The sequence below is a fragment of the Parabacteroides sp. genome (assembly GCF_977054455.1).
This window is the reverse complement of sequence record NZ_CDRTCT010000006.1, coordinates 132,267-155,907: the sequence shown is the minus strand read 5'-3', so window position 1 is coordinate 155,907 and position 23,641 is coordinate 132,267. Positions and strand designations below refer to the sequence as shown.

General features: G+C 43.8%; 13 protein-coding genes. 10 read left to right on the top strand and 3 right to left on the bottom strand.

Annotated features, from left to right (window positions below; translation table 11 throughout):
* Positions 1-1,012 precede the first annotated feature (1,012 nt).
* The 4 genes from ACW6QF_RS04505 (at position 1,013) to ACW6QF_RS04490 (ending at position 9,139) form a co-directional block, all read left to right on the top strand.
* Complete coding sequence (locus ACW6QF_RS04505) at positions 1,013-1,981, top strand: Rpn family recombination-promoting nuclease/putative transposase (protein ID WP_456086964.1); 969 nt, start codon at positions 1,013-1,015, stop codon at positions 1,979-1,981.
* Between the two features lie 529 nt (positions 1,982-2,510).
* Complete coding sequence (locus tag ACW6QF_RS04500) at positions 2,511-5,738, top strand: SusC/RagA family TonB-linked outer membrane protein (protein WP_456086963.1); 3,228 nt, start codon at positions 2,511-2,513, stop codon at positions 5,736-5,738.
* Positions 5,739-5,751: 13 nt separating this feature from the next.
* On the top strand, positions 5,752-7,455 hold the full coding sequence (locus tag ACW6QF_RS04495; RefSeq protein WP_456086962.1) for a RagB/SusD family nutrient uptake outer membrane protein: 1,704 nt from the start codon (positions 5,752-5,754) through the stop codon (positions 7,453-7,455).
* 130 nt (positions 7,456-7,585) lie between these two features.
* A complete protein-coding gene (locus tag ACW6QF_RS04490) occupies positions 7,586-9,139 on the top strand; it encodes a sulfatase family protein (protein ID WP_456086968.1) in 1,554 nt (517 codons plus the stop codon).
* Positions 9,140-9,285: 146 nt separating this feature from the next.
* On the opposite strand, the gene lacZ4 is transcribed toward ACW6QF_RS04490, so the two are convergent.
* Positions 9,286-11,322: a beta-glucuronidase LacZ4 gene (lacZ4, locus tag ACW6QF_RS04485; RefSeq protein ID WP_456086961.1), complete on the bottom strand. Its 2,037-nt coding sequence runs from the start codon at positions 11,320-11,322 to the stop codon at positions 9,286-9,288.
* Between the two features lie 175 nt (positions 11,323-11,497).
* A complete protein-coding gene (locus ACW6QF_RS04480; RefSeq protein ID WP_298549218.1) occupies positions 11,498-14,065 on the bottom strand; it encodes a TonB-dependent receptor domain-containing protein in 2,568 nt (855 codons plus the stop codon).
* Positions 14,066-14,246: 181 nt separating this feature from the next.
* Here ACW6QF_RS04480 and ACW6QF_RS04475 point away from each other — a divergent pair, with 181 nt between their 5' ends.
* The 3 genes from ACW6QF_RS04475 to ACW6QF_RS04465 all read left to right on the top strand — a co-directional run bounded on the left by ACW6QF_RS04475 (position 14,247) and on the right by ACW6QF_RS04465 (position 17,240).
* Positions 14,247-14,879: a SagB/ThcOx family dehydrogenase gene (locus ACW6QF_RS04475; protein WP_456086960.1), complete on the top strand. Its 633-nt coding sequence runs from the start codon at positions 14,247-14,249 to the stop codon at positions 14,877-14,879.
* A 162-nt stretch (positions 14,880-15,041) separates the two neighbouring features.
* Entirely contained in the window at positions 15,042-15,977 is a 936-nt protein-coding gene (locus ACW6QF_RS04470) for a Fic family protein (RefSeq protein ID WP_456086959.1), read from the top strand.
* Positions 15,978-16,667: 690 nt separating this feature from the next.
* Entirely contained in the window at positions 16,668-17,240 is a 573-nt protein-coding gene (locus tag ACW6QF_RS04465; protein ID WP_456086958.1) for an RNA polymerase sigma-70 factor, read from the top strand.
* A gap of 303 nt (positions 17,241-17,543) precedes the next feature.
* Here the strand turns inward: ACW6QF_RS04465 and ACW6QF_RS04460 are convergent, their stop codons facing one another.
* Positions 17,544-18,671, bottom strand: a complete 1,128-nt coding sequence (locus tag ACW6QF_RS04460; protein ID WP_298549207.1) for a Fic family protein — start codon at positions 18,669-18,671, stop codon at positions 17,544-17,546.
* 305 nt (positions 18,672-18,976) lie between these two features.
* Here ACW6QF_RS04460 and ACW6QF_RS04455 point away from each other — a divergent pair, with 305 nt between their 5' ends.
* The 3 genes from ACW6QF_RS04455 (at position 18,977) to ACW6QF_RS04445 (ending at position 23,631) form a co-directional block, all read left to right on the top strand.
* Positions 18,977-19,159 carry a hypothetical protein gene (locus tag ACW6QF_RS04455; RefSeq protein ID WP_298549206.1) on the top strand — a complete coding sequence of 61 codons (183 nt, stop codon included), beginning with the start codon at positions 18,977-18,979 and terminating at the stop codon, positions 19,157-19,159.
* Between the two features lie 44 nt (positions 19,160-19,203).
* A complete protein-coding gene (locus tag ACW6QF_RS04450; protein ID WP_298549203.1) occupies positions 19,204-20,130 on the top strand; it encodes a FecR family protein in 927 nt (308 codons plus the stop codon).
* Between the two features lie 111 nt (positions 20,131-20,241).
* The gene (locus ACW6QF_RS04445) at positions 20,242-23,631 is read left to right on the top strand and encodes a TonB-dependent receptor (protein ID WP_456086957.1); all 3,390 of its coding nucleotides are present in this window, start codon (positions 20,242-20,244) and stop codon (positions 23,629-23,631) included.
* Positions 23,632-23,641 lie beyond the last annotated feature (10 nt).

The following is a 23,641-nucleotide window of genomic DNA, read 5'->3' as shown; positions in this document are numbered from 1 at the left end:
GTTTAAAATCTTTTGTCATAATAACACCAGATTTGATTAGTAAATTAGATTTATAATTCATATTTCATTAAATTATCGTTTGTGTTTTTTACATGTTCAAAATATTATCATAGTTCTTCAAGAACTATGGTACTTCGTTATCATTTATGGTTCAATATTTGGCAGATTTGAAACTAAATGTCCCACTAAAGAACTAGGTTCGCGGATGACGCGGATCGGGCGGATCTTAACGGATAAAATAATTAAAATCCGCTTTCATCCGTTTCATCCGCGTCATCCGCGAACCTGGTTCTTTAATGTTTCAAATATTATTATATTCGTACCTTTTATTTGTGGCTGAACGGGAAGCTTATTGTATAATACCGGTTCTTTAACAACGAAATACAATCTTTAATAATAGGGCTGAAATTCGGCTTTTTTGCGGGTAAAAAGGGCTTTGTCGGCTGAGGTGCGCAGTTTTTTGCCACGAAGACGGTCATAATTGCTCTGAGATGCGCAATGTATATAGCATGACGACCGTGCTGATGGCGACGAAGACGGTCGTAAGGGAAATGAAGACGGTCGTCGTGGCTGGAAAGTCCCGGAATCGGTTTAAGATATACAGGAAATGTTCCGACTCTTTTTATTACAGGCGATTCTCCGGGAGTTCAGGTTTTCCAGAATATCCGTTCTTTCTCCTATCTGATTGCAAAGAGACATCGTTTTTTCATTTTTCGCCTATGACGTTTTTTCAATCGTTACCAATTCCGGTAAAAAACCGGCAAAAAGTCAAATCAAAACGATCCGGAATTTTACCCGAAATAGAATCCGGGCCAATCTGGGGTTATTGTAATCTATCATATATGAATCCATAACAGAAATAGATGTTCAATCTTTATCACATCATGTATCATTGTCAGGAAAGGTAAAACTTACATTTGCCAATATCCGAAACATTCTTCCCGATCCGCCCTCCCGTATATAAATAATATGTATATTTGTGGATTAAGTAATAACTAATAAAACAGTAACTATGAAAAAGGAAGAGTCAGATCTGAAAATCATGGAAGAGATGGAAAGAAAAAAGTTGCAGGACAGATATATTCGCTTCGACTGGGCCATCAAGCGTCTATTGCGCCAGAAGGCCAATTTCGATGTGCTCGACGGTTTCCTGACCGTCATGCTGAACGAAGAGATCAGGATCGTCGAAATCCTCGAAAGCGAAGGCAACCAGGAAAGCGCCGACGACAAGTTCAACCGCGTCGACATCAAAGCCTTGAACAGCAAAGGTGAAATCATCCTCGTCGAAATCCAGAACACACGCGAATTGCATTACTTGGAACGCATTCTCTACGGTGTCGCCAAAGCCATCACCGAACATATCTCCATAGGTGAAAGCTACGAGAAAATCAAGAAAGTCTACTCCATCAGCATCCTTTATTTTGACATCGGCATCGGGACGGATTATATCTATCACGGGCAGAATCATTTCATCGGCGTGCATACGGGCGACCACTTGCGTGTCAACATGCGCGAACGCGATGTCCTCGTCTCTCGCCTTCCCGCCGAAATCTTCCCCGAATATATCCTGGTCCGTGTAAACGAGTTCGACAAAGTAGCTCTCACCCCTTTGGACGAATGGATCGAATACCTGAAAGACGGCACGATCCGCCCCGACACGACCGCACCGGGACTGAAGGAAGCCCGCGAGAAGTTGAAATACTACTCGATGTCGCCCCAGGAACGCCTCATCTACGACCGCCATCTCGATGCCATCATGATCCAAAACGACGTGATCGACACGGCCAAATGGGAAGGGAGAATAGAAGGAATCGCCGAAGGTGAGGCAAAAGGAAAAGCAGAAGGCCTTGCAGAAGGAAAAGCCGTTGGCCTTGCCGAAGGCATGCGTCAAGTCGCTTCCAAGATGAAAAATACGGGGGTAGATATTGCTACTATAGTAAAATGCACCGGTTTAAGTGAAGAAATAATCCTGTCTTTGTAAGGGAGAGTTACATTCGTTTCTCTATTTGTACGGAAAAGGTTCAGATATTAAGAAAATTAGCAACATCAAAATAATGATTTGTCTGTTACTTTTGGCTTGATCCAAAAGTGACAGGTAAATCATCATTTACGTTTCACTCCTGCCGGATTATGAGTATTTGCCCCAATGGTATCGTTTTTATGCTTCGATGTGTGCCTATATGAATATTCAAACATGAATTCTAAATAAATATGTTACTTATTAAACCAAATTTATATGTTATATAAAACAGAAATCACACAATATACTAATATACAAACACTTAAGGCATTGCTAAAAACTCACCGTTGGAAGATTAGTGCATATCAAATGGATAAAATTATACATCCATGCACATTATTAACATCTAAATTTGCAGTGTTCTGATCGTAGTTCTTGAAGAACTCAGATCAAAACACACTTTTGTGAAAAACACATATAGAAGAACACAAAGTGCCAATTTTAGAGAAACGAGAATTATTATCAATTTACTAATCAATCTGGTGTTATTATGACAAAAGATTTTAAACGCTTTTATGTATCGAGAGCGATGTACCTGGGAGCTACCATGTTCCTGGTATCAATCGGGATGGCCTCGGCTAATCCTTCAATCGGTACGTTCGGTTCAGATGAACCCAATCCTGTTGTAGCTTCTCCCCAACAGGCAAAACACAGTATCAAAGGTGTAGTAGAAGATGCACTTGGTCCTATCGCTGGAGCTAATGTCGTAGAGAAAGGAACAACTAATGGTACGATTACCGACATGGACGGTAATTTCTCATTGGAAGTATCTCCCAATTCGATCCTTGTCATTTCTTACATCGGTTACAAGGATCAGGAAATTCCCGTAAACAACCAGACGTCTTTCAATATTAAGCTGATTGAGGACTCACAAGCTTTGGAAGAAGTTGTCGTTGTTGGTTACGGTACACAAAAGAAAGTAAACCTGACCGGATCCGTATCCTCCATTAATGTTAGCGAATTAACTGAAAGCCGTCCTATCACCAACGTATCACAAGCTTTGGCCGGTATGGCTGCCGGTATACAGGTCTCTTCATCGAGCAACCAGCCGGGTAATGACAATGCCGACATTAAGGTTCGTGGACAGGGGACGCTGAACGAATCGTCTCCGCTCGTAATCATTGATGGAGTTGAAGCAAACATAAACTCGGTAAACCCGCAGGATATCGAATCGATGTCTGTATTAAAAGATGCCGCTTCCGCTTCTATCTACGGTTCACGAGCAGCAAACGGTGTCATTCTTATCACCACCAAGCAAGGCAAATCAGGTTCCTTGAAACTGGAATATAATGGATATGTTTCTTTCGAATCCATCCGCAAAACATTAACTCCGGTGTCTAATTATGCCGATTATATGGAATTGGTGAATGAAGGATACACAAACTCCAAATTAGCAGCGAAATTCAGCCAGACAAGTATCGACGCATGGAGAAATGATGCAGGTAAGAACCCACTGCTTTATCCTAACACAGACTGGATAGACGAAACGTTCCAATCAGCCGTAGCCAACAATCACGTGTTGTCTATGAACGGAGGTAGTGAAAAGATCAGGTTCTATACATCTTTCGGTTTCAGCGATAATCCGGGTGTCGTCGAAAATGCCGGCTACAAAAAGTACAACGGACGTATAAATGTAGACGCAGACGTAAAACCCTGGTTGAAACTGGGTGCACAAGTCAGCGGTTATGTTGCCGACATGGGACCTGCTGCCAAATATACCAATGCATCGGGCGTGACAACCGTGCTCGACGACTTGTTCACTTATGCCTCAGCGACAACTCCGGGTATGGTATTCCGGGCTCCCGACGGACGCTATGGAGTTCCCAACAACTCGGAAGACGATGCACAGGCCGCCAACAACAACCCGTTGGCACGTTTGAACCGCGTAGAAGGTAATTTCAGGAGAAACAATGTCCGCGCACGTTTTGTCGGAACATTAACGCCGTTTAAAGGTTTTACCGCGACAGCGTCTTACTCGTATGAAATGACAGATGAAATGCGCGAAACAAAACCGGTCTTCATCGATCAATGGAATTTCCAGACTGAAACAATCGGATGGACAAACAGAGGTAAAACGAATATCTATAACTACGACGGCAAACTGGAACGCTACTTCGGAGATGTTGTTTTGCGCTATAATACCAAGCTGATCAACAATAAGCTCGATTTGAATGTGATGGTCGGCGGTAGCCAGGAACTGTATCGGGAAAAGAATTTCGATGCCCGCAAGTATGACATGATCGACTTGAGCTTGAATGCTATAAACGCAGCGACAGGCGATGCGACAGCCAGCGGTACAAGCACGGAATGGGCTATGAGGTCATTCTTCGGTCGTCTGAATCTGGATTGGGAAAACAAATATCTGGTAGAGTTTAACCTGCGTGCAGATGGTTCTTCCCGTTTCTTGTCCAACAACCGTTGGGGATATTTCCCATCAGGATCTGCCGCATGGCGCATCGACCAGGAAGGATTCATGGAAGACCTTGTCAGCAAAGGCTTAAGCAACTTAAAAGTGCGTGTTTCTTACGGTGCGTTAGGTAATAACGCAGTTGGAAACTATGAAGCATTATCTTTGTTCTCCAATAAAGACAAAGACGGCAAAGTGTTGAATTATGTCCTAAATAACGGATTGGCAATGGGCTTGGCTCAGGCTGCAATTGCAAACCCTGATTTAACTTGGGAAACGACAAAGGTCGCCGATGTCGGAGTTGATTTCGGCGTATTGAACAACCGATTGACCGGAACAATCGACTACTTCAATAAAAAGACAAGCAATATCTTGATTAACCTGCCTGCTTCAGATGCACACGGTATCACAACCATACCGAAGATCAACAGTGCAACCGTAACCAACCAAGGTCTTGAAATGACATTGGGTTGGCAGGATAAAGTCGGAGATTTCTCTTATGCTGTAAATGGGAACTTCACGTACGTAAAGAACGTTGTAAACAAATATAAGGGAAAAGATTTGGGAGGCCAGTCAATAGACGGCGCAAACCTGATTTGGGAAGGTCACTCCATCAATTCTCAATACCTGCTACGTGTTGACCGCATTTTACAGACAGACGAAGACATGGCGCTTGTTCAGCAGATGATCGATAATGCTCCTGTCGATAAAAACGGAAAGAAAGTAAATCCATTCGCTGCATTCGGAACCCCTCAGAAAGGTGATCTTTTATATAAAGATTTAAACGGAGACGGCATTATCGACAATACCGATAAAGAAATTGTCAGTGATGGCCCCAATCCTAAATATATGTTTGGCTTGAACTTGTCCGGTAGTTGGAAAGGGATAGACCTCTCCATCTTGTTCCAAGGATCAGCCGGTGCAAAAGTGTATTGGCAAAGTGCAGCCTATAATACCCCGACCGTACGCTACGGCTACCAGATCAACCAAGAAGTAGCAGACGGCAGATGGTATGAAGGAAGAACGGATGCAACGTATCCCCGTTTGCTCGAATACAGTTCCAAAGTAAACACACAGCAAAGCGACTTTTATCTGCAAAACAAGAATTTCTTGAAAATCAGAAATATTCAGTTAGGATATACGTTACCGAAATCATGGGTAGAAAAGATGCAATTAGAAAGAATCCGTATTTATGGTAGTTTGGAGAACTTTGTCACTTTCACCAAATATAAAGGTTTCGATCCGGAAATCAGCGGTTTAAATTATCCTTCCATGAAACAGGCTGTAGTTGGTCTTAATGTAACTTTTTAAATAGAATAGAATCATGAATAAATATAAAATATTATCGACATTTGTAGCATCTCTGTTCTTATTTAGCGGATGTTACGATTTGGATAGAGTTCCTGCGGATAAATTGGATTCGGGCAACTTCTTCAAAACACAAGATCATGCAGATCAGGCCATGATGGGGGTTTATAATGCAATGCAATATAACGATGCTTTTGGAGAACAATTTTCAATGGATTGCCTGGGCGGTATCGGAATGGGATACGACCCTGCATCTTACGCTGTTGTCCAAAGAGGTACTTACGATGTAAAAGAAGGTACGGTCTTAAATAAATATAAGACTTTATATGAAGGGATAGCACGCGCTAATATTGTACTCCAAAACATCGATAAATGTGACATGAGTGGCGAACTTATTGCACAATATACAGGAGAAGCCAAATTCATGCGCGGACTTTTCTACTTCGCATTGCTTGATTTCTTCGGTGGAGTACCCATTTACGACGAATCAATTGTAATTGCGGATAATTTCAATAATTTATCAGAACCCCGCAGTTCAGCAGAAGATGTCCGTTCTTTCATATTGAAGGATTTGGACACCGCTATCGCATCTCTTCCTTCCAAGTGGGATGACGCCAACAAAGGTCGTGCCACATCCGGAGCAGCAACAGCTTTGAAAGGCAAAGTGTTACTGTTCAACAAGCAATATGCGGAAGCTGCAGCATGTTTCGAAAAAGTAGTCAACAGCGGAAATTATGCATTGTATAGCAGCTACGAAAACTTGTTTAAACCGGGAGGTGACGATAGTAATGAAATGATCTTCGCTATACAGAATATCGGAGGTGTCGGTACTGATATCGGTATGCCCATGACATTCTACATGGGAAGTCGTGCCTCTTTCGGGAGTTGCTGGAATAACGTAATGGCTGCCACCGATTTTGTCGATTCGTATGAATGGAAAGATGGACGCCCGTTCGATTGGGAAGAGGTTGTACCGGGATTCACTACTGATGATAAAATTAAGGATGCGACATTCCGTGCAGATGTAGAAAAAAAATCTGTCGTAAAAGCTTATCCGGAAGCAAAAGACAAATTATTGGAAATGTATGACAAACGTGATCCACGTATGGCTGCAAGTATTATCTTACCTTATACCATGTATAAAGGTTGGTACTCTAACGCACCAATGGATTGCGAATATGTAATCGGTAAAGAAGGCCAGGACGATGGTCATGGGTTGATCCGTGTCAACGGCAATTATGAAAATTATTTGTGGCGTAAGTTTGTTGCCGAATACGATATGGATGGTGCTATCAACAACCGTGAGGACACACCGATCAACTTCCCATTAATCCGTTATGCAGACGTTTTATTAATGTTGGCAGAATGTGATAACGAATTAGGTAAACAAGCCGAAGCTGTCGCTCTGATCAATCAGGTCCGTGCTCGTGTAGACATGCCGGGATTAAATAGCGGACCGACTTGGTTGAATGCTAACACTAAAGAAGAAATCTTCCAGCGTATCAAGCATGAACGTGCAGTCGAATTAGCCGCAGAAGGGCATAGTTTCAGTGATATGCGTCGTTGGGGATTATTAGAAACCCTAAACGGTAAAGCTGAAAAAGGTTTTACAGGAAAATCTTATTATACTCGCGTCGTAAAATCACGTGATTATTTATGGCCCATTCCTGCTAATGAAATTGAAAAGAATCCGGCTTTAACACAAAATCCAGATTGGTAAGCACTAATTTCAGATAGAAATTTCAAAAGGTTGTAAGATTACAGGTAATTATTCCTTTCTTACAACCTTTTTAATTTAATTTGTATCCAATAATCTTGCATAGCTTATGAATACAGATAACAAAAAACAATTGGAAAAATTTATTTACTTGAGCCTCGGTTGTATAACCACTTTTATAACAGGATGCAAAACTCCGGTTTCTACAGATTCTCCTTCTATCCCTAACGTCATCTACATCTTCCCCGACCAGATGCGTAACCATGCGATGGGATTCTGGCGGGAAACAGGATTCCGAGAAGCGGTGAATTTTGAGGGGGATCCGGTGCATACGCCTAATTTGAACCGGTTTGCGAGAGAATCCGTTGTGCTGACTTCGGCCATGAGCAACTGCCCGCTGAGCAGTCCGCACCGGGGAATACTGTTGACGGGGATGTTTCCGGAACATAGCGGAGTGCCTCTAAACTGTAATGCCAACCGCCCGATCAGTTCATTGCGCGAAGATGCAACCTGCATCAGCGACGTGTTCAGCCAGGCAGGCTATAATTGTGCCTATATCGGGAAACTGCATGTCGACTGCCCGACTCCCAATGACCCGGAACGTCCCGGAAAATACGTGGAAGACCGTGTTCCGGCCTGGGATGCCTATACTCCGGCAGAACGCCGGCATGGTTTCGATTACTGGTATTCGTACGGGACCTATGACGTCCACAAGCATCCGCACTATTGGGATACCGAAGGCGTCAAGCATGAGATAAACGAGTGGTCGCCCGAACATGAAGCAGACAAAGCCATCTCCTACCTGCGGAATGAAGGGAACGTGCGGGATCCGAATAAGCCGTTTTTTATGATGGTCAGCTTCAACCCGCCTCACAGCCCGTATGCCTCACTGGAAGATTGCATGGAGGAAGATTACAACCTATATAAGGACCTCCCGTTGGACAGCCTGTTGATTCGTCCGAATGTGAACCGGGAAATGAAAAAAGCACCATCCGTACGTTATTACTTTGCATCGGTGACAGGCATCGACCGGGCTTTCGGACGGATATTGGACGAACTCAAAAAACAGGGATTGGACAAGAACACCCTCGTTATTTTCTCTTCCGATCATGGAGAGACCATGTGCAGCCAAAATACGGACGATCCGAAAAACTCGCCTTACGCCGAAAGCATGAACGTCCCGTTTATGGTTCGTTTCCCCGGAAAAGTAACCCCTCGGATCGACCGCGAGCTTTTGTTGTCTTCCCCTGATATCATGCCGACCCTACTCGGACTGTGCGGCCTGGAAAAACAAATTCCGACAACCGTGGAAGGACGGAATTATGCGGGACGTTTTACGGGAAAGGACTCTTCCGTTCCTTTGCGTCAGGGAGCCTTGTACATCAAAAATGTCGATGGCGACAAGGACGCCGAAGGAAAAGTCATTTCTTATTTTCCGGTGTCGAGAGGAATCAAAACACATCAATATACAATGTCGCTCACGATCGACCGGAAGACAAAAGAACTCAAGGAGGTCCTATTGTTTGATGACCTGAAAGATCCGTATCAGATGCAGAACCTGCCCTGGCAGGAGAATAAAGAGATCATATCCGACTTATGCAAACAAATGGTTCCGTTGCTGAAAGAGGCGGATGATCCGTGGTATAAAGAACAAATACTGAAAGAACTGATTCCTTACGGGAACTAAAGCCAAAGACGCAAAAAGAAGAACCAGGTACGCGGATGACGCGGATTTAACGGATTTACGCAGATTTTTTCTATTAATATGATCCGCGCCCATCCGCCTAATCCGCGTCATCGGCGTACCTGATTCTTCTTTCTTGTGTACTATTTTTACTTCACCGTCCAGACCACTTTGTCATTCACAGGATGCTTCTTTTGGGTGGAACGAGCCTCTATCGTATTCTCCCCATCCTGCAAAGCGACACCTTTCCACTCGAATGTCGCATATTCGTCCGGCTTTTGTTTGCCGATGCTTTTTCCGTTTACAAACAATTCGACTTCCGGCTGATTGGAGAAGATCATGATATCCGTAACAGCCAAGGAACGGTCGCGATGGCGACGGTTCGTAATATAGACAAACGGTTCGTCTTCGTTCCAGTTCGCTTTATAGAAATAGAAAGCATCTTTCTTCACCTTACGGTCGAAAGTAACCAGACCTTTGTCGTTGATGCCGGGGCGATCGCCTTCCACACGGTGGGCCGCTCCGAAATCAAACAGGTTCCAAATGAAAGAGCCCCAGACAAACGGACGTTCCGCCAAAGCTTTCCAGTTACCGATATGATAATAGGTCTGATAATTCTCCGGATGCCACCAGCCGGAAGCAATCCCCCGTTTCACGGAATCCTGCTGGTGGTAGATGCTCGCCCCTGCGCCATATTCGCTGATGGCAATCTTATATTCCGGATGCGCCTTGTGATTGGCGTCCAGCCATTTCCCCATATCGGACGGTGAACCGCCATACCAACCGAAATACTGGTTCCAGGCAATCACATCGGTTACCTTATTTATATCATCGTCATAAGAAAGGAAGCTGGCAGATGTCGTCAGGCGGGTCGGGTCCTCCTTATGAGCCAGGTCGTTCAGTTCCTCGATATATTCGGTAGGATTGTCTCCGATGGTCTTCAACTCGTTGAACAGTCCCCAGAAACAGATCGACGGATGATTATAATGCTGGCGGATCAGTTCTTTCAACTGCTCTTTCCCGTTCTCGCGGAAAGAAGGCTGGTTGATGTAACCCTGGTCCTGATATCCGCCCGGCCCGATCTGCGGGATCTCAGCCCAGGTGACAATACCATACTTATCCATCAGATCATAAAAATAAGTCGCTTGCGGATAGTGAGCCAGACGAACGGCATTAGCTCCCATCTCGACCATAATGGCCGCATCTTCATCATGGTGCATCTTATAAAGCGCATTTCCCCGTTCCGCCCGATCCTGGTGGCGACATACGCCTTTCAGTTTCAGATATTCGCCATTCAGAAAGAAACCTTCCTCCGCATCCACATGATAAAAACGCAATCCCAACGGCTGGACAATCCGGTCGATTATTTGGCCTTCTGAGGAAAGAGAGACTTCTGCCTTATACATGAACGGATCTTTGCGACCCTTCCACAAATGGGGGTTCCGTATTGTCAAATCCATTCCGGTTGTGGCCCAGTCATTGGCATCCACCGTGACCTTTATATCCTGCTGTTGGACGAGCTTATCGCCATCCCAGATCTTGACGTCCACTTTTACAGGCTGAGCCGTCGCGCTTCCGTTAGATACCAGAACTTTTGCTCTTACATCGGCCTGCTCTTTCGTTACTTTATTCTGAATCAGATAGACACCGGGAGAAGCATAGTCGGTCAACGAGATATTAACCGGGTCTGTGATAATCAGATTTACATCCCGGTAGATCCCTCCATAGAAGTTAAAATCGCCGACCAACGGCATGACATCCTGCTGCAAGGCATTATTCACTTTTACCAATATCCGGTTGTCGGCATCATATTTCACCTTATCCGTAATCTCGAATACAAACGCGCCATATCCCCCGCGGTGCTCGCCGATATGAACATCATTTATGAAAACATTCGCAATTGTATTGACTCCTTCAAAACGCAGGAAGAGGCGTTTGCCTTTCCATTCGGGCTTTACAAACAGCGTTTTGGTATAGTTACCCATTCCGCGATAGTAATCCTGTTTACCGGAAAGGGCATCGCCGCTGTTCCAGGTATGAGGCAGGTTCACGCGTTCCTCGCTTTTAAACTGTACCTGATGGGAAAAACGGAACATCCAGTTCTCGTTCAACAGGATTTCCTTACGTGCGGCAAAGACTGAAGTGCTGATAAAAAGGAGTATCAGACTGAAGATTGTGTGTTTCATGTTTACAAAATTCTTTATTTACGGTTCAAAAGTAGGCGATTGACGGCAGAGAGACAGGCACAATTTGTCTAATTGGACGGACAGATTTGTCCGAGAGCGCCATTTTAAATAAAAAAACTCCCTTGCCGTCAGTCAAAACAAACGGCAAGGGAGCTGCCCTCAAGCAAGATTGGCTTTACATCGCTTGTTCGCCGCCACCGGCGCTGTTGCTTTCTCCACCGCCTTTAGTATCGTCATTGCTGATGCCACGGCGGACTTTCTTGATCTGTCCTTTCATCGTACCGAAACGATAAGAGACACTCAAACGGAACTCACGGGCATGACGCCAAGTGGTAGAACGGTCCACAAACCCTTCGCCTGTCGTAGTCGATTCCATCTTCATCGTTTTCCAGAACGGGTTCTGTGCTCCTAAAGAGACAGAGAGTTTCTTTTTCAGGAAATCCTTGCTGATATTCAACCCGGCAAAATAGAAAGGAGATTGTTCACTCTGCAATTGGATCCACGGGCTGAAATAACCTCCATGCAAATTAATACGGAAATCTTTCGGCAAATTGAACTGTGTTCCTGCAAAGATTCGACCGGCCACACCATCCTTTGTCAGTCCCAATGCTTTCTTGCTGTCGATATTCGTATAGTCGAATCCGCCGTTCATATAGATACGGAACAGAGGAACCGGATTCCAGCTGCCATACAGGAACAATCCGACCTGCTGACGTTTTCCCATATTCCCATAAGTGCTATAAGAAGCTCCGTTATATTGAGAAAGCGGATTGGATTCCGGGAAGTTTGCTATTATCGTATATCTTTCAATCGCATTATTAACGAATGTATAGCTCAAACTTGCATTAATACTGAACTTCTGTGCGAACTTACTAAAGTTGAAGTTCACATTATTACTCTTTTCCGAATCCAGGTTCGGATTACCTTGCGAGATACGCTGCGGGTCGATATTATTCAAATACGGATTCAGATACCAGATGCCCGGACGCTGGATACGCATATTGTATCCTAAACGAAACTGTGAAGACATATCCAACTGATAAGTCAATGTCGCATTCGGAACAATGTCAAAGTAGTTTGTCTTGAAGTTTTCTTCCGGCGCCTTGGCAAACTCCGCATTCAGGCTGGTTCCTTCCGCACGGACACCTGCTTTAGCCCCGAACTTATTGAACTTGACCATATACCCCAAGTAAGCGGAATAAATATGCTGGGTATGGCGGAAATCGCTATTACGCTGCGAAATATCCTGCCAAGCATCCAAAGAATCCTTTACCTGCTCCAATGTATTACTCTTGCTCTGGCGGTTTATATATTTTACACCGGCTTCCAGTGTCTGATCTTTAAACAAAGGGGTCGTATAATCGACCTGTGCCGTATGTTCCGTTGTGGAAGCATCATTGATATTCCAATTAGGATAACGGTAAGCCTGAGCGTAAACGCCTTCCAGATCTTCAAGCCTTGAATGTCCTTCATTGTCATTGGGCGATTGGCTGAAACGATAAGACAACGTCAGCAATTCATCCTTCTTACTGGTCGAATGCTGGAAATCGACATTGACATCCGTGGAACCGAACGTCCCCTTCGAATCCGAATAGCGTTTATAAGAATACATTGTTGTCGGTTCTCCATTTGTCAGATCGGTCCGATTGACCTTATCCGCAATCAGCTCGGACAGATTATTCGATTTTCCCCGGAACAAATTAACACCAACACTCAATAAGTTCAACGTGTCGATCTCATAGCTCCCTTCCAGATAACCATATTGGAACGGGCCTTTGTTTTTGCTACGTCCATGCTCGTTCAACAAAGAAGACGGACGGGTAAAAGTCTCGTCACCCTGCTGGTATTTGGCTTCCTGCTCATCCCGCATCGAATAGGCATCATTCCAAGGGGAATTACGGTAGTTATAACCATAATTGGCTGTAATACCGAACTTCCCTGCCTTCATCGAGACATAGCCGCCGCCGCCGAAGCTACCCAGCGTACTGGCATTGGCACGAACCGTTCCCGTATATCCCTGCAAGGCGTTCTTGGTCGTAATGATATTGATTATACCGCCGACACCTTCAGCATCATATTTGGATCCCGGATCGGTAATGACCTCGATGTTCTTGATCGAGCTGGCCGGCATACTTTTCAATACATCGGAAGCATTGTCGCCGCTCAGCAGGTTGGAGGGCTTGCCATTCATATAAATTTTATAATTGGAAGATCCTTTCAGCTGGATTTTATCCTCGCCATCCACAGTGACCATCGGAACCTTACGGAACATTTCCAACGCATTGCTGGTTTTAGCTTCCGGATCGTCTTCCAGGCTGTAAGTCAATTTATCGACTTCCACCTTGACCAGCGGCTTTTGGGCCGTTACGGTAACCTCTTTTAACTGCTGGGTATCGTCATTCATAAACAACTTGCCGAAATTCACGACTTTCTTGTTTTCCGACAAGGTAAATGCCTTCTTAACAGGAATTTTTCCTAAAGATTCCATTGTCATCACATATTTACCCGGCTTGTTCATCGTTGCCGTGAACTTGCCATCATCATCACAAGCCAACAATTTCACAGGATTCTGCGGTGCGGAAGCCAAAGCTATCCTCAATGTGGCATAAGGTACGGACTCATTGGATAAAGAGTCGACTACTTGGCCCTTAATCGTAAAGGCCGCCGATCCACTTCCGGTCTGCGCAAACACTGACGCAGACGCAAATAGTATCAGCATTAAATAGAGTAGTTTTTCTTTCATTAAATTTGAGAATTTAGATATTATCGATTTAAACAAATTAAAAACAGTTGCAAATGTAGCTTTATCTACGAAGCATTCGTATTTTTAGCGATTTAAAGAATTGTAAAAGTTGTATTTAGATGTTCGATTTCCAAAGATTTCACCTATTTTTGTAGAAACCATTCATAAAAAGGACAAGTTTATGAGAAAATTATCAATCATTTTTGCAGCGTTGCTGCTCATCGTCACTATGCATGCACAAGATCTGAAAGCAATCAAATTGAACTCGCCGGACAAAGACAGAGGCAGTTCCGTCACGAAAGCATTAGCCGACCGCCACTCCGACCGGGAGTATGCGGCTAAGGAACTCAGTCTACAGGATCTATCGGATTTGCTGTGGGCCGCAAACGGGATAAACCGCCCGGATGGGAAACGAACGGCGCCTTCCGCCCTGAACAAACAGGATATCGATATTTATGTCATCATGAAAGAGGGCGCTTACTTGTACGATGCCAAAGCAAACAGCCTGCAACCCATTGCCAAAGGAGATCACCGGGCTGCTGTTGCCGGCAGTCAGGACTTTGTCAAATCGGCCCCGATCAGCCTGGTGCTCGTTTCCGATCTTTCCCGCTTCGGAAACATTGCCGACCACACCAAACTGATGGCAGCTGTCGATGCCGGCATCGTTTGCCAGAACATCAATATTTTCTGCGCAGCTACAGGTCTGGCAACCGTTCCCCGTGCCACGATGGACCAGGCAGCTTTAAAACGGATTCTGAAATTAACAGACAACCAGTTGCCGATCATGAACAATCCGGTGGGATATCAAAAATAACTCGAGTTTCGGGAGTAGGTCTTTAGCCCATGCGGTTCATTGCCCTAAATAATTATATACATATCATCCCCTTTTGAGATTTACGTTCCAAGTATATTGACTATATTTGCAGAATATTCGTGTGATACATAAGCATCATATTCGTGTTTTGCAATAATCATTTTGAAGATATTGGTAGATACAGGGCAAACAGTCCGGGCAGGTAGAGTGATTGGCGCATTTCGCAATATCGGGCGAACAGACATAGCCGATGAAATAGCCGGAACAATGAAACGCATGGGTTATACCATTTATGAAGAAGACCCGTTTGAAAAGGTGATGGAAATTCATGTGTCACAATCTCCCTATGCTGTCCGTTTGCGCTTGATGTGGCAGAATATGAGAGAGGATGTAATTGCTAATTTCACCCGGCTTAAAAGTAATCTTTCCGCCAAAGAATTTTTAGAGCGAATGGAAACCCGATACAAATTGGATGCTTATCATTCCTTGTCTATTGAAGGATATCGGGTTACCGACGAATTAATAAACAAAGTAAAAAGCGGTGCATGGAAACCGGATGGAGAGGATATGGATTCAAAGAATGCGCTTGCCGCACGTGGCTATTGGCAAGCCTTTCAGGAAGTCAAAAAGAGCGTATCGGATATTCTTAAAGGTAGTAACAGTGCGGATGTGGCGGAACGGGATTTATCGGCATGGCACAGCGAAATGTTCATGCCCTGCGTTACGGCGGGCATTATCAAACCCTCCGATATTGTCGGTTATCGTTCCCATCAGGTCTATATTCGTAACTCGATGCACACCCCCTTAAATCCGGGCGCACTTCGTGATGCCATGACCACTTTGTTTGAGTTGCTCAAAGAAGAACCGGAAGCCTGTGTAAGAGCCGTATTAGGTCATTTCCTGTTTACTTATATTCATCCTTTTATGGATGGAAACGGTCGTATCGGACGATTCTTAATGAATGCCATGTTGGCTTCGGGGGGTTACGATTGGTTGATTATCCCTGTGGAAAAGCGGGATGAATATATGACAGCTCTCGAAAAAGCAAGCGTTGAGGGGGATATAGTTCCTTTCGTGAGGTTTTTGTCGAGTATTTAATCAAGTCACCACGTGCTCGGATTACAAGAATTGCCGATCATGAACAATCCGGTGGGATATCCACGTAAATAAAAAGCATTTATTATTTTTCCTATCATAAGCCTTCATTGATTATCAGTTAATTATGATGATAGATGATAGATAAAAGGCCTTTTTGTAAAACTTTTATGATTTCGAATTAAAAAACGCCGCCTTAAAGGTGACGTTTTTTAATTCATTTTCCATAAACTTTTACCAAAAGCTTTTTTATCTATCATCTATCATCATAAACAACTGATAATCAACAATGACTATTTTTCAACAATAACCCTATTGGTTACGCATGCCAAAGCATAGGGTTACGCATGATAAAGCATAGCATTACAGCTCGCCAAACAGTTCGGTTGATCTCCGACCCTGGCAAACGATATATCTGCCTGCCTTCCGCATTGTCGACAATTAAGATTGTACAGAGTTGATAATAGAATGAGAGGATTGCGACCTTAGTACTAAGGGAACTATGGATTTTGTGGGGGAGATTAGGACGGTAATGGTACTTGTTTTCACCCGTTGAATAGTTGTTTGCAGAAAAAAATGACGTTTTTTATATTTGTATTCACCAAATTGCCGACCGTGAAAAAGAATTTTACTTATTTTTGTCAGATAAACAACCATAGTTCCTTAGAACTAAATCCATTCGAACAGCACATCATGGATGAGAAAACGGACATAAAACGATTCAATAATATTTTCGTCACCCATCGGGACCGATATATCCGGTTCGCCTATTCTTATACATACAATCAAGAAGCAGCGGAAGACCTGGTGACGGAAAGCCTGATGTACTATTGGGAGAACCGGCATCGGTTAGAAGAAGTCAAAGACATACCTTTATATATATTAGTCACCCTAAAAAACAAATGCTTAGACTATCTTCAACGGGAACGTACCTGGAGCAATATCGCCGAAAACTTATTATCGAACAAAGAATGGGAATTACAAATGCGTATCTCCAGCCTGGAGGCATGCGAGCCGGAAACGTTATTCAGCAATGAAGTGCAGGAACTTATTAGCCGGGCCTTAGCCAAATTACCGGAAAAATCCAGTCGCATATTCATTATGAGTCGCTATGAAGGGAAAAATTATCAGACAATTGCCCAAGAGACAAATCTCTCTGTAAAAAGTGTTGAGTTCCACATTAGCAAAGCCTTAAACGTGCTACGAAAAGAACTGAAAGATTACCTCCCCTGCCTACTATTTGTATTCGATTTCTTCTACAATTAATAACAAGTTCTTCATTCTGTCTTTACTTTCATGAAGTTTCCTTACAGGGAAACTCCCGTTTCCTACCGAGGGAACTTGCGTTTCCAGCACAGGAAACTCTCGTTCCCCGCTGAGGGAATTTTCGTTTCCTTCAGGGGGAAACTTTAATAGGCTGGTTATCAATGCTTACCAATATGCTATTTTAAGATTCGTTTTTTTACTTCATTCAAAGTATATCAGGTACTTGTATTTTATCCCTAAACCAGGGGAATATATAAGTTCATGTCTTTTAGTAAATGTAATATAATTGCGATTGACTAACTATTAGATAGAATGTTTTATCTTTAGATCATTATATAAGGCCAGTCCTTTTGCTGTCAGCAAATATTTCTGCCTTGGATGATTGGGGGTATCGGGATATAAAATCTTGAGAATACCTGTCTCGACAGCAGGATTTATGTAGTTTTCTATAAAAGTCGGGCGATGCTTCAAACCGACTTTCTCCATTAATCCTTTCAACGACAATTGTTCGTTTGACAAGGCGAGCAACAAAGCGAGAACTTGTTCGGTTACTTGTACGGCAGGTTGTTCGGTACTTGTACGGTTATCAGGTTGTGCTTGCTCTGTAACCAGTTCTTTCGGTGCATTTACGACCATATACCGATTCCGCAATTCATTAGTTTCACCCAATAGAAGATTGCGAAAGAACCGCTCTAAATATTCGGAATTACGCATAATGCCTTTTTGTACGTTCTGGTAGTTGGCGCGTACCAGCGCGTTACGGAAATACCACGAATAATTGGCGAATAGGTCATTTGTTACGTCAAAGCCCATAGAACGTAGATAGAGAATCATGAACACGGCAGTTGTTCGGGTATTTCCCTCGCCAAACGGATGGATTTGCCATAGTCCCGACACAAACTTGGCTATGTGGCTCACTAATCCATCCCTGTCCACTTTTGAATAGTCGAACTGACGTTCTTGTTCCAAGTCGTATTCAATCGCTTTGCGAAGGTCGGGCGCGGAAACATAGAGCACTGTATCTCCACGAAGTACCCATTCCTTTTTCGTGATGTTGTAATCGCGTATTTGACCGGCAAACTTGAATACACCATCGAATATCCGACGATGAATCGATGTCAGTCCGACAAGCGTAAACGCAAATGTTTTTTCGGTAAGAAGCCTACGAATGTTGGTCGATGCCGTATCTGCCTCATGCATTTCCGCATCTTCGGGAGTGCGTGCTTCCTTAGACTGGTAGTAGCTTTTTATGAGCTGTTCTGCTTCGTCAATCGTAATTTCGCCCTCAATATCTTTTCGGGCGGTTTCAATCAGATAGTGGGATGGCTTAAGTCCATCGACGGCCTGCAAGCCGATTGCGGTTTGCCATGCATATCCTTTCTCTCGCTTTTGTGGCTCACCTTGGCGTATATATTCGTCGAAGTCAATCATATATAGGATATTAATTACTGATCGGTTGTCCCAAACATTTTTGCAAGTGAATGATATTCTGCCTTTTCGAATAGATTTATTTCTCCATTCGTTCCCATCCGAATAACATCGTTACAAGTCTTTAATTATGCTAACATTTGTAACCCGATTATAGGGATACAAAGATATAAAATCTTATGCAATAAAAATATAAAAACCAATGGGGTATTATTATCATGATTAGAGTTTATTGAGAATCGCTGATTTTAGTCATTCTATATTGTACAAATAATACTATAAGTATAAACCATAAAAAAGGAGCGGATATGAAACTTTTAACGACCATGATGCTGGGGGTGTGCATGAGCTTCTCGCTGTCGGCCTGCGAATCGAATACGCTTGAAAACGAACCGGAGACTCCGGTAACTCCCCAACATCCCGACAAGGATTTTTCGCTGAAAAACATACTTGACAGATGCAAATCCGAAAAAAGTTCATTTTCCCTTTAGGGTATTTCCCCTCCCGTTCGCCCTTAATATAGAAACAGGAAAAAATGGAAAGGAAGCTACTACATAAAATGTTTAACGGAGAAGCCACTGACAACGAGCTGACTCTGATCCGCCAGTGGGTAAATGCTGATAAAGCAAACAGAGAAACTTTCTATCATGAACGTGCTCTGTTCGACGCACTCCAATTAAATGCTTTTCAAAAAGAAAATCATGTCCGTCAGCAGTCCGTACCACTCTGGAAATGGATCGGAAGTGCTGCCGCCGCTGTTATCGCCCTATTCTTGTTGTATAACATTCCGGTATTCACCACTAAAAACATCCAGCCTGAAATAGCGCTCAACACGATTAAAGTCCCTGCCGGACAGCGGGTTGAAGTAACGCTTTCAGACGGGACGCATATCTGGCTGAATGCCCGGTCGGAATTTTCTTATCCGGTTTCGTTTAACGGAGACACAAGGGAAGTCCGTTTGAAAGGAGAAGCATTTTTCGATGTAGCCAAGAACAAAGACAAAAAGTTTATTGTCAATACAGGACGTTGCGAAGTGGAAGTTTTAGGAACACAATTCAATGTGGAAGCCTACAACGAAAATGAATTTTCCACAGCCCTCATACGAGGCAGCGTAAAAGTCACCGACAAGTCACAGCCAGACGAATCAGTTGTGTTAGAACCCAATAATACCGTCAGCCTCAACAACGGAAAGCTGACGGTCACTCCCATCACCGACTTCAATCCATACAGTTGGAGAGAGGGGCTTATCACTTTTAAGGATATCAATTTCAAGGATTTGATGAAGAAACTTGAGAAAAATTTCGGTATCCGGATAATTATCGACAATCATACGCTCGACAATTATGCCTGTAGTGGGAAGTTCCGTATATCCGACGGGGTTGAACAGGTGCTGAGAGCTTTGCAACAAGATGCTCACTTCACCTTCGAGCGAGAGAGCGGAACTGAAATTCGCATTCAATAAACAATTAAATAGATAAGCCTATGAAGAGGAGATAATTAGAATGAAGGACAAACTATGTCCAATGTAAAAATGAAGTTTCAATCTAATATCATTTATTTAACTATCACAAAGATGAAGAAAAGAAAAATTTGTGTATCTCGTGTTTTAAAGATGACATCTCTGTTCTTCCTTTCCTGTGCCATGTGCGCACAAGCAGAAACGGTAAGTTCACAGAGCATACGCATCACACTTAACAAAAACAACGTCCGGCTGGAAAACATCTTGAACGACATTGAAAGCCAGACTAATTTACTGTTCATTTACAACAAGAACGTAAATGTTAACCGAAAAGTCTCAGTAAATGCCGAAAATACTTCTTTGCAGGAAGTATTGCAAAACCTGTTCGACAACAATGTATCCTTCAAAATCGAAGGTTCTTACATCGTTCTCTCACCGGCCGGAGCAGCAGGCAGCCCACAACAAGCAAAACACACGGTAAAAGGTGTGGTAGAAGATGCATTAGGCCCTATCGCCGGTGCCAATGTCGTAGAAAAAGGCACTACCAACGGTACGATTACCGATATGGACGGCAATTTCACATTAAATGTAGCACCGAATGCCGTACTGGTCATTTCATATATCGGTTACAAAGACCAGGAGATGCCGGTAAACAACAAGACAAACATCCAGGTTAAATTGGTCGAAGACTCTCAAGCATTGGATGAAGTGGTCGTTGTCGGTTACGGTGTCCAGAAACGTGCATCCGTAACAGGATCGGTCGCTTCACTCCAAGCCAAGGATATTGCCACTGTCAAAACACCGAATGTCAGTAATGCGCTGGCCGGTAAGCTGCCCGGTTTACGTGCCGTACAGAGAAGCGGCGCTCCAGGTGATGACGATGCGAGCATCGATATTCGCGGTTATGGCAACGCGCTGGTGATTGTCGACGGTGTGGAACGCGATTTCAAACAGATCGATGCCAATGACATCGAATCAATCAGTATCCTGAAAGATGCCTCCGCTGCCGTTTACGGTTTCAAAGGGGCAAACGGCGTTATCCTTGTTACAACCAAAAAGGGGGAAATCGGGAAGCCGAAAATCAACTACAATGGATATGTCGGCATACAGAACATAACCCGCTATCCGGAATATTACAACGGATACGAATATGCTACCCTGTATAACGAAGCCCAACAAAATATCGGAATCCCGGCTCCTTACTCTGCCGACGACCTCGAACGTTTCAAACAGGGAATCGGGACAACGGACTGGTATGACGAGGTAATCCGCAAGACAGCTCCTGCCACGTATCACAATTTAAGCGTATCGGGCGGTGCGGAAAAAGTAAAATACTTCTTCTCGCTCGGTTTGACAGACCAAGAAGGTATTTATAAGTCAAAAGCATTCAATTACAAAAAGTATAACGTACGTTCCAATATCAGTGCAGAAATCGTCAAAGGTTTTACGGTAGACTTGCAACTGAGCGGACGTTTGGACACGCGAATGAAACCCTACGAAAAGGATGGGGAACCGTTAAGTCGTAGTATTCAGATGGCAAAACCCGTATTTCCGGTTTATGCTAATGACAATCCGGACTACTGGTCAAATCCGGGTGATAAAGGAAACCCCGTCCATCTTTCGGATATCGATAATGTCGGATACGACAGAAGAGACCGTCGCGAGTTTAACGGGTCGATCGGTTTGAACTGGGAAATGCCCTGGGTGAAAGGTTTATCCGCAAAGGCATTGTTCTCTTACGACTATAATAACAAATACAGCAGAAAATGGTATAAAGAATATTATGAATACACCTATGATACTGTTAATGACGTTTATAATGCTTCCGGAAGCCATACCATTTCAGAGTTAACAACTCAGAATGACAACTATTTCAGACCGAACGGACAAATCTCCCTGAACTATAAGAATACATTCGGCAAACATGATATCGGAGCATTGGTTTTATGGGAATTCTATAATGACCGTACCGATATCCTGAAAGCATACCGCCAGTTTACAGTCGGAGCACTCGATCAAATAGATGCAGGAGACAAGACAAACATGGACAACGGTGGAACAGCCCGTGTTTCCGCTCATGCCGGTTTGGTCGGACGTGTCAATTACGCATACGACAACAAATACTTGGCAGAACTCAGTTTCCGTTACGACGGTTCCTACAAATTTGCCCCGGACAATCGTTGGGGATTCTTCCCTGCCGTATCTTTGGGTTGGCGTGTTTCCGAAGAAGCATTCTTCAAAGAAGCGTTGCCTATGGTCGACAACTTCAAGATCAGAGGTTCTTTCGGAAAAGTGGGAGATGAAGGTGTAACCGGTTATAGCGATGATGACGAAAAGGATGGGAAATACAGAGCCTATCAATATTTACAAGGTTATCGGTATCCTGCCGGCAACTACGTTTTAGGTACAGGCGGACTTACCAATGGAGCTAAAGACAGAGGTATGCCCAACTTGGCTTTAACCTGGTATGAGTCCAAAACGACAAATGTCGGGTTCGAAGCATCTGTATTGTCCGGTCTGGTAAATGTGGAATTTGACTACTTCGTCCGCAAACGCAGTGGCCTTCTGACAAAACGCCAGCTTACCTTGCCAACGACATTCGGCCAGGAACTTCCGGTTGAAAACCTGAACTCCGACAGAAACCAGGGGTTTGAAATCGTTGTCGGACATCGTCATAAAATAGGAGACTTCACTTATGATGTAAAAGCGAATTTCTCTACTACCCGTATCTATAATGAGCATGTTGAACGTGCAGCTTCAGCCAATATGTACGACGACTGGAGAAACAACACCAATGACCGCTACAAAGATATCCAGTGGGGTAAGGTATGTGTCGGGCAATTCCAGAGTTATGAAGAGATTCTTAACTCACCGATCCAGGATAATAACGGCAACAAATCATTGATGCCCGGCGACTTAAAGTTTGAAGACTGGAACAACGACGGTATCATCGACGGAAAGGACGAGCAGCCGATCGGACACGGAAATACACCTCGCTTATACTATGGCTTGAATCTAAACGGAGAATATAAGGGCTTTGACGTAACCCTCTTTTTCCAGGGTGCAGCAGGGCATGAAGTGTTTACAAGCGGCGACTTTATGTCTCCGTTTATCCAGCAAGGTCTTGGTAACGGTATGACACTTTGGTTGGATCGCTGGCACAGGGAAGATCCGTCGGATATGTTCAGCGAATGGATTCCGGGCTTCATGCCGGCACTGCGTCCGACAGGTTTCTCTTCCAATTCGGGAAACAATACATGGACAAAGCAGAAAGCCAATTATCTGCGTCTGAAAACGGTCGAGATAGGTTATACCTTCCCGAAAAGATGGATGCAAAGAGCCGGAATCGAGAACCTGCGCATATATGTAAACAGCTTCAATACGGCTACGATTACCAGCCGCACCGGTATCATGAAATATATGGACCCGGAAAATAAAGACGGTGCATTCCGATACTATCCACAAATGAAAACATTTAACTTCGGTGTTAATCTAACATTCTAAAATAAGAAAC